This window comes from Microbacterium sp. Z11_20 (assembly GCF_057197605.1).
Genome location: NZ_JBXVOQ010000006.1, coordinates 317,894 through 329,668 on the forward strand (window position 1 = coordinate 317,894; position 11,775 = coordinate 329,668).

The window sequence follows — 11,775 nt, forward strand, 5'->3', positions numbered from 1 at the left end:
TGCGACGCGGGGCCGTGCACCCGCGCACCCGGCGCGCGTGTCGCCGAGCAATCGGGGCCGGGGCTCTCAGGCCGGCAGGCGATCGGACGGCGGCACGGTCGCCGCATCCGGGGGCACCCGGCCCTCGACCCACCGCGCCAGGACGCCCTCCGGGACCTCTTCCCGCACCAGGGCGAAGGAGTAGTGGTCGCGCCAGTCGCCGTTGATGTGGATGTACCTGCGCCGGAGGCCCTCGTAGCGGAACCCGAGTTTCTCCACGACGCGGAGGCTCGCGGCGTTCCCGGGCACGATGCAGATCTCCATGCGGTGCAGCCGGAGTTCGTCGAAGCACACGTCGGTCGCCAGCGCCACGGAGGTGGGGGTGATCCCCCGGCCGGCGAACCGCTCGCTCACCCAGTAGCCGATGGCCGCCGACGCGAGGGAGCCGCGGGACATCCCCCACACGTTGAGCTGACCGGCGACCTCTCCGTCGTACTCCATGACGAACGGCACACCGGCGCCGTCACGGTGCTGCTGCAGGAGCCGCCGCACGCCCAGCCGCATGTCGAACGACACCGGCCCGTCGGGGCTCGTCGCCTCCCACTGCCGGAGCCAGGGGCGGTTGGACAGCAGCTCGTCCTGCAGCACCCGCGCGTCGCGGTTGCGCACGAGGCGGATGGAGATCGCCCCGTGCCGTCGCGGGATCGACAGGTCCATCCCATTCCCTCTCTCGAGCGGCGTCACAGTCCCGCCGCGAACTCCTTGAACCAGGGACGCAGCTCGGGGCCGAGGTCGTCACGGTCGGCGGCCAGCTGCACGATGGCCTTGATGTAGTCCACCTTATCGCCGGTGTCGTACCGGCGACCGCGGAAGATCACGCCGTACACCCCGCCCCCGTCGCCCGCACCCTGGGCGAGTTCCTGCAGCGCGTCGGTGAGCTGGATCTCCCCGCCCTTGCCGGGCTCGGTGTGCTCGAGAATCTCGAACACATCGGGCCCGAGGACGTACCGGCCGATGATCGCGAGGTTCGACGGCGCATCCTCGGCCGAAGGCTTCTCCACGAGCTGGGTGACCTTGACCACGTCGTCTTCGTCGGTCGCCTCCACCGCGGCCACGCCGTACATGTGGATGGACGCGGGGTCGACCTCCATCAGCGCGATGATGGTGGCCCCCCGGCTGTGGTACTCCTCGAGCATCTTCGCCAGGAGCGGGTCGCGCTCGTCGATGAGGTCGTCGCCCAGCAGCACCGCGAACGGGTGGTCGCCCACGTGGGCTTTGGCCCGCAGCACCGCGTGACCGAGCCCCTTCGGCTCGCCCTGGCGCACCATATGGATGTCGGCGAGGTCGGAGGAGTGCTCCACCTTGGCCAGCTTGTCTTCGTCGCCCTTCGCGCGGAGCTTCTGCTCGAGCTCCGGCATCGCGTCGAAGTGGTTGGCGATGTTGTTCTTGTTGCGCCCGAGGATGATGAGCACGTCTTGGATGCCGGCGGCGACGGCCTCCTCGACGACGTACTGGATCGCGGGCTTGTCCACGACCGGCAGCATCTCCTTCGGCATCGCCTTGGTGGCGGGAAGGAAGCGGGTGCCGAGTCCGGCGGCGGGGATGACGGCCTTGAAGGGCTTATGCGACATGAAGACAGGTTAGCCGGACCATCATGAACTCCGTGGGAGGAGAACGTTACGCCGAGGGGTCTGCCCGGCCCGCTTACAATCAAGACCATGCCGGACTCCATCGAACAGGCCAAGCGCGCCCTGCGTGCCGACCTGCGCGAGCGGCGCCAGATGATGTCGGACGGCGCCCGGGAAGAGGCCGCCGAGGGCGTCCGCGCGCAGCTGGATGATCTCGTCCAGCGCCTGGGCGCCCGCTCCCTCTCGTGCTTCCTGTCCACCCCCACCGAACCGGGCACCCGTGCGTTCGTGGATGCGGCGGTGCGCCGCGGCATCCGCGTGCTCCTTCCCATCACGCGCGCCGACGGCCTGCTCGACTGGGCCGTGGCCGTCGCCGGCGGCGACATCACCGAGGGGCTGCTGGGGATGCCGGAGCCGGTCGGCGAAGTGCTGGGCCCGATCGCCGTGAACGACGTCGACCTCCTCGTCATCCCCGCCGCTGCTGTGGACCGCACCGGGATGCGGCTGGGATGGGGCCGCGGATACTTCGACAAGACGATCGGTTCGATGGAGAACTGCCCGCCGGTGTACGCCGTCGTCTTCGACTCCGAGCTCGTCGACGACGTGCCGCGCGACGTGCACGATCAGCCGGTCACCGGCATCGTCACCCCGACTCGCACGCTCACCTTTTCTGCCGCATCCCGCTGAACTCCCGAGGAGCCCCCATGCCCACCTACGCGTATGCCTGCAAGCAGTGCGGACACCGATTCGACGAAGTCCAGTCGTTCTCCGACGCGACGCTGACCGTCTGCCCCGTGTGCGGGGGCGAGCTGCGCAAGGAGTACGGCTCCATCGGCGTCACCTTCAACGGCTCGGGCTTCTACCGCACCGACTCGCGGGCGGCGGAGAAGAAGGGCTCGGACAGCTCCACCTCCAGTAGTTCGGAAAGCGCAAGTGGTAGCGGGTCATCCTCCTCCTCGGAATCGTCGAGCAAGAGCAGCCCGGCCGCTCCGGCACCGTCGGGCTCATGACCGTCCCCCCGGAGAAGGAGCACCCCATGATCAGAGGTTTCAAGGAGTTCATCCTCCGCGGAAACGTCATCGACCTCGCTGTCGCCGTCGTCATCGGCACCGCGTTCACGGCCATCGTCAACGCCGTGGTGACGTCGATCATCAATCCCCTCGTGGCGCTGTTCTACCAGGCGGATGCGGCCGGGGAGTTCGGCCCGCAAGTCACCGGGATCTACGGCCAGGAAGTCACCTTCCCGCTCGGTTCGCTCCTCAGCGCCATCATCAGCTTCTTCGCCGTCGCCGCCGTGGTGTATTTCGTGTTCGTCTACCCGATGAACCGCATCAAGGAGCGTGCCGCCGCCCGCGCCGGGGTCAGCGAAGCCGGCGACGAGCCCAACCTGCCCACCGAGCAGGAGCTTCTCGTCCAGATCCGCGACCTGCTGGAGAAGCAGCCCCGCGCCTGACCCTCCCGCCCGGGTCAGTAGTGCGGGGGGACGTCGCGGCGCAGCTGCTCGTCGTTCGGGCCGCGCTGCTGACCCGCGGATGCGGCGGCCGCACCCCGGGCGGACGCACCACCCGCGGCCGCACCCCCGCCGGGCGCACCCGCGGCGGAATCATCGGCCCGCTCGTCCGCGGGCACCGGCTCGGCCGCCGTGCCGGGAGCGGGCGTGAGCTTGGCCCGGCGCGCGCCCGGGACCCGTTCGATCCGCTGGCGGTCAGTCGGTGACATCAAGGACGTGCTCCGGCGGTCAGTGGCCGAGGTCGAGGGGCTGCGTCGCCGTGTCGGCGGTCGGCCCGTCGGGCTGCACGCCCAGGAGCGCCGCGATCCGGGCGGCGACCGACGCGGGGTCGCTGTAGAGGTCGAAGGCGTGGACGCGCACGTAGTGCCATCCGAGACGCCGCAGGGTCTGCGGGCGCAGCCGGAGCGTTTCGCGCAGCGAGTCGGCCGCGGTCTCCGGGTCGCTCTCGGCCACGACGGCCTTCCCGCCGTGCTGCGCCACGAGGGGCAGGAGCCCGCGGTAGTGCACGTCGACGGCGAGCCCGAGGCGGCGGAGCTCCCGCGCGAGGGCGAGAGTGAGCGGATCGGCCAGGTCTTCCAACCGCGCATCGCGCCCGCGAGCGGCAAGGCCCCCGAGGATGCTCATGAGCGTGGCGGCGCCGTGCTCGAGGCGGCCCTCGTCGAACGCGGAGGGGCGGATCGACGACACGATGACCATCGACCGGCGCGCGCGGGTCATGCCGACGGTCAGCAGCCGCTCGCCGTCCGGCGTCGACAGGTCGCCGAAGTCGCTGAGGACGCGGCCGTGCTTGGTGAGCCCGAACCCGAGGGAGAAGATGACGCGGTCACGGCTCTCGGCGACGGATTCTTCGAGCGTGAGCACCGCGAACGGCTCGGCGGTGTCGCGGGAGACGAAGTCGGCCACATCCGACCGCCCGGCGAAGGCCGACTCGACCGCCGCGCGCACGCGCTCGGCGTGGCGCGCACTGGCGGTGACGACCATGAGCGACTCGGCGCCGCGGTTGACGGCGTGCTCGACCACGAGGGTCACCACGCGGGCGACCTCGGCGTCGGGGCTTTCCACCGCTCCGGTAATCGGATCGGGAGCTCCGGTGCCGCCCTCGACGTAGTCGACGCTCAGGCTGCCGCGGCCGAGGTACGAACCGGCCCACGGGAGAGACACGATCTCGCCGCCGTAGAAGGCGTCGTTGACGAGCTCGGCGAGGTCTTCGCCGCCCGCGCGGTAGCTGCGGGTGAGGGTCGCCACCGGGAGGAGCTCGGCGAGGCGCTCGAACACCGACACGCTGTCGAAGGGCACCTCGTCCTCGGTGTCGTCGGAGGCGAGGGTCGCGCTGACGCGGAAGGGCGTCGGCTTCTGGGTCACCGGGTCGCCGAACAGCACGATCTGCCGGGAGCGGCGGATCGCGGGTACGGCTTCGGCGAGGCACAGGGCGGCAGCATCCGCGATGATGACGACGTCGAAGGGCTGCTCGTCGGGGATCTCCGGCACCTCGTACGGCGAGGCCAGCCACACCGGCGCCAGCGTGTTCAGCAGCCTCGGCGCGGCCGAGGCGAGTTCGCGGGGCGTCGTGAGGCCACGCTTGAGCGCATCCTTCAGGGCGGCGGCTTCTCCGGGTTCGTCGACGATCCCGATCCGCCACTGCTTCGCCAGGTGCGCAGCGAGGAGAGGACCGGATGCGGCGGCGTGCGCCTCGTCGACGAGACGGAAGTCGCGTTCCAGGCGGTCGACGACGGTGGTGTTCGCGCCCAGGAGCGCCCGGTCGGTGCGGAGGAAGTGCTCCAGCGCCGACTGCCACCACGCGAATTCGAGCTCCTGCCCGACGCGGTCTTCTGGAACGTGCCGCACCGACATCTCGACCAGGAGCGACTCCAGGCCCAGGTGCGCGAGCTCGGAGCGCAGCTCGGCGCGCTCGACCAGGTTGTCGAAGAACTCCGACTCGGCGGCGAGGCCCGCAAGCGTGCGGACAAGCCGCTGCACGGGCATCGCGGCCAGGCGATCAGAGCCGGAGCGTCCGAGGATCTGGTCCAGTTCGCTCAGCTCGGCGTCGGCGCGCTGCCACGCCACCGACACGTCGGCCAGGCCCAGCGGAACCTCGGGCGTGACACCGGCCTCGACGACGCGCTGCCACTCGGTGCGCTGCTGCTGGATGCGCATGAGCGCCTCGTACATGTCGGGCACGTGCACGCCGGGGCGCACGTATTCGCGCGACAGCCGCTTGAGGCGGCGCCGGTTCGGGCCGCTCATGTTCGGGGCGTCGCGCCGGGGCGCGTGGGCCTGGATGAGTTCGAGGAGGGGCCGCTCGAACACCGTGGGGCTGAAGCGGTCGAGCGAGTCGCGGATGCCGCCGAGGAGCCGGAGGTACTCCCCCAGCTCGGAGATCGTGTGGAACGGGCGCATCCGCGTCTGGGCGATGAGCTCGTACCCGCGCTCGAGGAGGCTCGACACGTGCTCGCGGTGGAGCTTGCCCGCGAGCCGGTGGGCGGCGCGTGCATCCTCGGTGCGGGTGAACGACACCCCGTACCACGGAGAGTCGTCGGGGCCGAAGCGGAACTCCCCCAGCCGTGCGGCCGCCGCGAGCGCCGCGGATGCCTCGGCGCGGCGATTCGCGAGCCGCTCCAGGGTGGCGAAATCGAACCGGGCGCTCGTGGACGGCGCGGGCGAGAGCGCGGCGATCTTCGTCAGCGCGCGCAGCGTCTCCAGCACCGAGACGCCGAGGGAGGGATGCTCCGCCGTCACCGCCCCGCGGTAGTCACGGAGCACTGTGCGCAGGCGCACGAGGGCGTCGTCGATCTCGGCGACCTTGGGCTGCTCGGCCTTCTCGTTGCGGCCGATCGCGCGGATCAGGTCGCGCCGCAGATGCGTGGGCGAGACGGCGAGGCCCGGAAGGCCGATCCCGGACAGGCGATGGCGGATGCCCTCGAGCGTGGAGCGGCGAGCGCTCACCACGAGCACGCGCTTGCCGGCCTGGACGAGCTGGCCGACGGCGTTGATCACGGTCTGGGTGCCGCCGGTGCCCGGCAGGGTGTGCACGGCGAGGGAGTGTCCGCTGGCGATCCGCGCGAGCACGGCCTCCTGCTCGGCGTCGGCGTCCAGGAGCAGGGTGTCGGATGCGGGTGACCGCTCATCCGCGCTGGTCACGACGGGATCGGCGCGTCGCACCGACACGCGCGAGCGGTCGTCGGGGTGACCGGCGAGGGCGTTGAGGACGATGTGGTCAAGGTCGGCGGTGTCGCGCGCCATCGCCGAGCCCACGTCGGCGAACGAGGAGATCACCAGGCGCGGGTGGACGATGAACGTCGGCAGGTGCCGGGTGAGCGCGCGCAGGTGGTCGATCACCGGCTGCGGCTTGAACACGCCCTGGTCGTACGCGAGGCCGGCGAGCGCCGTGGAGTCGATGGGGATGCCGAAGTGACCGCGGAACGCGCGGGCCAGCTCCGGGTTCAGGAAGAACGTGCCGTGGAGCTTGAGTTCGAAGTCGCCGTGGTGCCGGCGGATCGCGAGCGGGCGGAGCAGCACCGGCGCCGACCACGGGGCGCCGCCGATCTTCCACTCCGCCAGCCCCACCGCGAGGTGCACGGGCTCGATGCCGCGGGAGGTGCGCAGCTCGACGTTCTTGGCGGTGATGCGCTCGGCCGCCATGCGCGCGGAGCGCAGCGCCACCTCGTCGCGGAAGAGGTTGGACAGGAGCGTGGATCGCCCCGTGATGAACTGCGGGAGGCTTCCGGGGTGGGCCTTGGTGATGTCGATGCCGGCATCGGTGGCGTCGTCGAAGCGCAGCAGCGTCGATCGCCCGCCGAGGGTCGCCGCTTCCGCGCGCAGCCGATCCCGTTCGGGGTCGGCGACGTGCCGCACGGTCACACCGGGCTCCGCCACACCCAGATCTCCCGGGTTCACGGATGCGGCGTCTCTGTCCTGTTCGCCGATCACGGCGTTATCTCCTCGCCACACACGAGCCACAGTAGGCGCGGCAGGGCCCGCTGCTCGGCATCCCGCGCGGGTTTCGGACGATTCGCCAGACACGCCGCGCCATCGGGTCTTCCTCCCCAGGCCCGTTGTCACCGCATCCGTGCACAGGGTGGGCTCTCCCCGCTCGCCGCAGCGGACCGAGCGGCCAGGATGTCTCCATGACCCGCTTCACCGCAGCCGTGCACCCCACCCCCGTCGGCGACATGCTCCTCGCGTACGCCGACGAACGCCTCGTGAGCCTGCAGGTCGTGCACGACGACCTCCCCGGCGCGCGGGAGCAGCTCGTGCGGCTCCTCGGCGCGGTGCCGGAGGACGATGACCGGGCGGCGGCGGATGCGGCGGCGCAGCTGGATGCGTACTTCGCCGGCGAGCGGCAGGAGTTCGACCTGCCGCTGGACTGGCGGCTCACCCGCGGGTTCGGGCGAGCCGCGCTCGAGGCGATCTGCCGGATCCCGTACGGGGAGACCGCGGCGTACGGCGAGGTCGCGATCGTCGCCGGCTCCCCGGGAGCCGCGCGTGCGGTCGGCACGGCGTGTGCGACGAGCCCCTTCTCGATCGTCGTCCCGGTGCACCGCGTCGTGCGCTCCGACGGCACGATCGGCGAGTACGGGGGGCATCCCGAGGCGAAGGAGTACCTCCTCCGCCTCGAGCAGGGCTCGGGCGCGTAGGCCGCTCCGAGACGAGCCGAGGCCCCGGAACGGAGAGTTCCGGGGCCTCGGTCTCACCCGACCGCGCTAGTGCGACGTCGCCTTCTCGGCCCCGAAGCCGGTGAGCGAGCGCACCTCCATCTCGGCAGCCAGACGCGGATCCTCGGCGCCCCGCTTCGAGGTGACCGTGCCCAGCCAGCCGAGGAAGAAGCCGACCGGGATCGACACGATGCCCGGGTTGTTGAACGGCCAGATCGCCACGCCCGTGTCGCGGAAGACGCTCGTGGGCGTGCCCCAGAACACCGGCGAGAGCACGATGAGGATGATCGCGGCGGCCAGGCCCCCATACATGCTCCACACCGCGCCGCGCGTGCTGAAGCGGCGCCAGAAGAGCGAGTACAGGATCGTCGGCAGGTTCGCCGAGGCCGCGACCGCGAAGGCCAGGGCCACGAGGAACGCGACGTTCTGCCCCTGCACGCCGATACCACCGAGGATCGCGAGGACGCCGATCACGATCACCGTGCGACGGGCGACCTTGACCTCACCATCCGGGGGCACGTTGCCCTTCTTGATGACGTTGGCGTAGATGTCGTGCGCGAACGATGCCGCCGCCGTGATCGTGAGCCCGGCCACCACGGCGAGGATCGTGGCGAAGGCGACCGCGGAGATGAATCCGAGGAGGATCGGCCCGCCGAGCTGCAGGGCGAGGAGCGGCGCCGCCGAGTTCACGCCACCGGGAGCGGCGGCGATCGTCTCCGCCCCGACCAGCGCACCGGCGCCGTAGCCCAGGACGAGCGTCAGCAGGTAGAAGAGGCCGATCAGCCAGATCGCCCACACCACCGAGCGGCGTGCTTCCTTCGCGGTGGGCACCGTGTAGAAGCGCATGAGCACGTGCGGGAGGCCCGCGGTGCCCAGGACGAGCGCGAGGGCGAGCGAGACGAAGTCCCACGGGTTCGCGCCGTACTGCAGGCCCGGGCCGAGGATGGCCTCACCGTTCGCCGAGTTATCGACCGCGGCCCCGAGCAGCGTGTTGAGGTTGAAGCCGTGGATCGCCAGGACCCAGACGGTCATGACCAGCGCGCCGCCGATGAGGAGGAACGCCTTGACGATCTGCACCCAGGTGGTGCCCTTCATCCCGCCGACGAGCACGTAGACGATCATGAGGAGGCCGACGACCGCGACGACGATCGACTGCCCGAGGGTGTCGCTGACCCCCAAGAGCAGCGACACGAGCCCGCCGGCTCCGGCCATCTGCGCGAGCAGGTAGAAGAAGCACACCGCGAGGGTGGTGATGGCCGCGGCCATCCGGACGGGGCGCTGCTTCAGGCGGAACGACAGCACGTCGGCCATCGTGAACTTGCCGGTGTTGCGCATCATCTCGGCGACCAGCAGCAGCGCGACGAGCCACGCGACGAGGAACCCGATCGAGTACAGGAATCCGTCGTATCCGTTGATGGCGATCGCGCCGCAGATGCCGAGGAAGGATGCTGCGGAGAGGTAGTCGCCGGAGATGGCGAAGCCGTTCTGCGGCCCCGTGAACGAGCGCCCGGCGGCGTAGTAGTCGGCGGCGGTCTTGTTGTTGCGGCTGGCGCGGATGACGATGAACAGCGTCACCGCGACGAACGCCCCGAAGATCGAGATGTTCAGGATGGGGTTGTTCTCCACGGTCTGCGCCGCGGCGTGGACGGCTCCGAATACCTCGTTCACGACCGGGCCTCCTCAGCGCGCTCGAGTTCTTCCCGGATCTCTTCCGCGCGCGGGTCGAGCTTGCGGTTGGCGTACCAGACGTAGGTCATCGTGATCGCGAAGGTCGTCACGAACTGACCGAGCCCGAACAGCAGACCCACGGTGATGTCGCCCATCACCCGCTGCGACATGAAATCCCTCGCGAACGACGAGAGCAGAACGTAGACGAAGTACCAGACGAGGAACGCGATCGCGAGCGGGAAGATGAAGCTGCGTTGGCGCCGCTTCAGCTCTCGGAATGGCGGGGACTCCTCGACCGCGATGTAGTCGATGGCGCCTGGTGCGGCATCGGTACGCGGGTCCGACATGTGGCCTCCTTGCCTCATTGGCCCGGAACACGGCGCGCTCCGGATTGCAATAATTACCCGGCGCCGTGGTGTGCCCGGTGATAGGGTCGACGCTACGAAGGCGGCGACGGGGCCGTCACCCCCGGAAGTAGGTAGTTCGTGGGAGCCACCACCGCCCAGGCCGACCAGGCAGATCTCGTCTCGCACGCCGTCGGAGAGCTCGCCCGCCGCACGCGCTTCCCTGTCGCGTTCGGGGGCCTCGAGCGTGACGGCGCCATCCACGTCACCTCCATCGCCGGCGGCAGGACGCGCAGCATCGAAGGCCTGGTCGTGCGGGAGAACCGCGGGCTCGGCGGTCGCGCGTTCGTCGAGAAGCGCCCCCGGCTCGCCCTGGATTACCGCACGTCGCGCACCATCACCCACGACTACGATCGCGCGATCCTCGGCGAGGGCATCTCCACCCTGTTCGCGGTGCCGGTCATCGTGGCCGGGTCGGCACGGGGCGTGCTGTACTGCGGCTCCTGGACCGAAGCCCCGGTGGGCGATGTGGTCGCCCAGCCCGCGTTCCGCGTGGCGCAAGATCTCGCTACCGAGCTGCGGGTGCGGGATGAGGTCGACCGCCGCATCTCGATGCTCCCGGTCATGCGCTCGGATGCGCCGCTGACTCCCGCCGCACAGGAGGAGCTCCGCGAAAGCTACGCCGAACTTCGCAGCGTCGCCGCATCCATTCAGGACGACAGCCTCCGCCAGCGGCTCGCGCAGGTGGAGCGGCGGCTGGCCGCCCTCTCCGGCGCTGCCCGGAACGGCGCGCAGGGAGAACCGGAGGTGCGGCTCTCTCCGCGCGAACTCGACGTCATCGCGTGCGCGGCGCTGGGCGCCACGAACTCCGAGATCGCCGTGCAGCTGGATCTGAAAGAGACCACCGTCAAGTCGTACCTCGCGGCGGCCATGGGCAAGCTGGACGCGTCCACCCGGCACGCCGCCGTCACCCGGGCCCGGCGGCTCGGCATCCTCCCCTGAACAACCCCCCTCGGTAAGGTGTCACCATGGCTCGCAGAATCGTGCATCAGCTCGTCGACGACCTGGACGGCACCGTGCTCGAGCCGGGTGAGGGCGACACCGTCCTCTTCTCCCTCGACGGCACCGCCTACGAGATCGACCTGACCGACGAGAACGCCACCGCCCTCCGCGACGCGCTCACGCCCTACATCGAGGCCGCTCGCCCGGTGTCGTCTCGCCCGGGTGCCGGTGGTGGCGGGATGACCGGGAACCGCCCGCGTCGCCGCACCGGACAGCAGGACTACACCGCCGTCCGCGCGTGGGCCAAGGAGGAGGGCCTCTCCGTCTCGGAGCGGGGCCGCATCCCCGCATCCGTTCTGGAAGCGTACGAAGCCGCGCACTGAGCCTTTGAGCCGGGTGGGAATCGCCTGGCAATGGCGCCCTTTACTTGAGGTGCGCGCGCGTTCTCGGCATCGTGGCTGCCTTCAGTCCGCAACGGAAGGAGCATCCATGCTCACGCTCACCGAGCAGGCGACAGACGCCGTCAAGACCATCACCGCGCAGTTCCCGGAGGTGACCGACGGCGGGATCCGTATCGAGGGTTCCGGTGCGCCGGACTCACAGTTCCAGCTCACCGTCGTCCCCGGCCCCGAGCCGGCCGACGAAGTGGTCGAGAAGGACGGCGCCCGCGTCTACCTCGACTCCGAGGCCGCCCTCGTGCTGGAAGACCGCGTCCTCGATGCCCTGGCCGACGGCGAGGGCGGCGTCCAGTTCGCCGTAACCTCCGCCCACCCCTAACCCTCGCTTTCGATTCCGAACGACGCCCCGGTGGCTGAGCCTGTCGAAGCGCCCGGGGCGTCGTCCGCGTCTCCCGGTCGCGTCCGCAGTGCCGCGCGAGCGCCGGTCGCTGAGCCTGTCGAAGCGTCCGGCCCCCCGCTAGCTGTAGGAGGCCAAGACGTTGTTGACGCGTGATCGAGTCACGGATGCTGGCGGCATTCCGTCGTGCGCGCCGT

At 70.6% G+C, this 11,775-nt stretch carries 13 protein-coding genes; 7 read left to right on the plus strand and 6 right to left on the minus strand.

Annotated elements, in window-relative coordinates; all coding sequences use genetic code 11:
- Positions 1-66 precede the first annotated feature (66 nt).
- Together AC2DFQ_RS15880 and galU are read right to left on the minus strand one after the other, a co-directional pair.
- A complete protein-coding gene (locus AC2DFQ_RS15880; protein ID WP_484534552.1) occupies positions 67-696 on the minus strand; it encodes a GNAT family N-acetyltransferase in 630 nt (209 codons plus the stop codon).
- A 23-nt stretch (positions 697-719) separates the two neighbouring features.
- On the minus strand, positions 720-1,610 hold the full coding sequence (gene galU / locus AC2DFQ_RS15885; protein WP_484508680.1) for a UTP--glucose-1-phosphate uridylyltransferase GalU: 891 nt from the start codon (positions 1,608-1,610) through the stop codon (positions 720-722).
- A gap of 87 nt (positions 1,611-1,697) precedes the next feature.
- Here galU and AC2DFQ_RS15890 point away from each other — a divergent pair, with 87 nt between their 5' ends.
- From AC2DFQ_RS15890 to mscL, 3 genes are read left to right on the plus strand one after another with little or no spacing between them, the layout of a single operon-like run.
- Positions 1,698-2,294: a 5-formyltetrahydrofolate cyclo-ligase gene (locus AC2DFQ_RS15890; protein WP_484534553.1), complete on the plus strand. Its 597-nt coding sequence runs from the start codon at positions 1,698-1,700 to the stop codon at positions 2,292-2,294.
- A 17-nt stretch (positions 2,295-2,311) separates the two neighbouring features.
- The gene (locus AC2DFQ_RS15895; RefSeq protein ID WP_484534554.1) at positions 2,312-2,617 is read left to right on the plus strand and encodes an FmdB family zinc ribbon protein; all 306 of its coding nucleotides are present in this window, start codon (positions 2,312-2,314) and stop codon (positions 2,615-2,617) included.
- Between the two features lie 26 nt (positions 2,618-2,643).
- Positions 2,644-3,060 carry a large conductance mechanosensitive channel protein MscL gene (mscL, locus tag AC2DFQ_RS15900; RefSeq protein ID WP_484534571.1) on the plus strand — a complete coding sequence of 139 codons (417 nt, stop codon included), beginning with the start codon at positions 2,644-2,646 and terminating at the stop codon, positions 3,058-3,060.
- 14 nt (positions 3,061-3,074) lie between these two features.
- Here the strand turns inward: mscL and AC2DFQ_RS15905 are convergent, their stop codons facing one another.
- Together AC2DFQ_RS15905 and AC2DFQ_RS15910 are read right to left on the minus strand one after the other, a co-directional pair.
- A complete protein-coding gene (locus AC2DFQ_RS15905) occupies positions 3,075-3,326 on the minus strand; it encodes a hypothetical protein (RefSeq protein ID WP_484534555.1) in 252 nt (83 codons plus the stop codon).
- Between the two features lie 19 nt (positions 3,327-3,345).
- A complete protein-coding gene (locus tag AC2DFQ_RS15910) occupies positions 3,346-7,044 on the minus strand; it encodes an AAA family ATPase (protein ID WP_484534556.1) in 3,699 nt (1,232 codons plus the stop codon).
- Positions 7,045-7,241: 197 nt separating this feature from the next.
- On the opposite strand from AC2DFQ_RS15910, the gene AC2DFQ_RS15915 reads away from it, so the two are divergent.
- Positions 7,242-7,751, plus strand: coding sequence for a methylated-DNA--[protein]-cysteine S-methyltransferase (locus AC2DFQ_RS15915; protein WP_484534557.1), 510 nt, complete (start codon positions 7,242-7,244; stop codon positions 7,749-7,751).
- 66 nt (positions 7,752-7,817) lie between these two features.
- On the opposite strand, the gene AC2DFQ_RS15920 is transcribed toward AC2DFQ_RS15915, so the two are convergent.
- The gene (locus tag AC2DFQ_RS15920) at positions 7,818-9,437 is read right to left on the minus strand and encodes a solute symporter family protein (RefSeq protein WP_484534558.1); all 1,620 of its coding nucleotides are present in this window, start codon (positions 9,435-9,437) and stop codon (positions 7,818-7,820) included.
- Positions 9,434-9,784, minus strand: coding sequence for a DUF485 domain-containing protein (locus tag AC2DFQ_RS15925; protein WP_484508672.1), 351 nt, complete (start codon positions 9,782-9,784; stop codon positions 9,434-9,436). Before AC2DFQ_RS15925 ends, AC2DFQ_RS15920 begins: the two co-directional genes overlap by 4 nt.
- Positions 9,785-9,922: 138 nt before the next feature.
- Here AC2DFQ_RS15925 and AC2DFQ_RS15930 point away from each other — a divergent pair, with 138 nt between their 5' ends.
- From AC2DFQ_RS15930 to AC2DFQ_RS15940, 3 genes are all read left to right on the plus strand, one after another.
- Positions 9,923-10,783 (plus strand): helix-turn-helix transcriptional regulator, encoded by an 861-nt coding sequence (locus AC2DFQ_RS15930; RefSeq protein WP_484534559.1) that lies wholly within the window; start codon positions 9,923-9,925, stop codon positions 10,781-10,783.
- 26 nt (positions 10,784-10,809) lie between these two features.
- On the plus strand, positions 10,810-11,166 hold the full coding sequence (locus tag AC2DFQ_RS15935) for a histone-like nucleoid-structuring protein Lsr2 (RefSeq protein ID WP_484534560.1): 357 nt from the start codon (positions 10,810-10,812) through the stop codon (positions 11,164-11,166).
- A 106-nt stretch (positions 11,167-11,272) separates the two neighbouring features.
- Positions 11,273-11,560 (plus strand): iron-sulfur cluster biosynthesis family protein, encoded by a 288-nt coding sequence (locus tag AC2DFQ_RS15940; RefSeq protein WP_484534561.1) that lies wholly within the window; start codon positions 11,273-11,275, stop codon positions 11,558-11,560.
- The last annotated feature ends 215 nt before the right edge of the window (positions 11,561-11,775 follow it).

Excerpts from the sequence above, each read along its gene's own strand:
- AC2DFQ_RS15895 (WP_484534554.1), top strand. The coding sequence starts at position 2,312 with ATGCCCACCTACGCGTATGCCTGCAAGCAGTGCGGACACCGATTCGAC.
- AC2DFQ_RS15925 (WP_484508672.1), bottom strand. The coding sequence starts at position 9,784 with ATGTCGGACCCGCGTACCGATGCCGCACCAGGCGCCATCGACTACATC.
- AC2DFQ_RS15915 (WP_484534557.1), top strand. The coding sequence starts at position 7,242 with ATGACCCGCTTCACCGCAGCCGTGCACCCCACCCCCGTCGGCGACATG.
- galU (WP_484508680.1), bottom strand. The coding sequence starts at position 1,610 with ATGTCGCATAAGCCCTTCAAGGCCGTCATCCCCGCCGCCGGACTCGGC.
- mscL (WP_484534571.1), top strand. The coding sequence starts at position 2,644 with ATGATCAGAGGTTTCAAGGAGTTCATCCTCCGCGGAAACGTCATCGAC.
- AC2DFQ_RS15905 (WP_484534555.1), bottom strand. The coding sequence starts at position 3,326 with ATGTCACCGACTGACCGCCAGCGGATCGAACGGGTCCCGGGCGCGCGC.
- AC2DFQ_RS15935 (WP_484534560.1), top strand. The coding sequence starts at position 10,810 with ATGGCTCGCAGAATCGTGCATCAGCTCGTCGACGACCTGGACGGCACC.
- AC2DFQ_RS15940 (WP_484534561.1), top strand. The coding sequence starts at position 11,273 with ATGCTCACGCTCACCGAGCAGGCGACAGACGCCGTCAAGACCATCACC.
- AC2DFQ_RS15880 (WP_484534552.1), bottom strand. The coding sequence starts at position 696 with ATGGACCTGTCGATCCCGCGACGGCACGGGGCGATCTCCATCCGCCTC.
- AC2DFQ_RS15890 (WP_484534553.1), top strand. The coding sequence starts at position 1,698 with ATGCCGGACTCCATCGAACAGGCCAAGCGCGCCCTGCGTGCCGACCTG.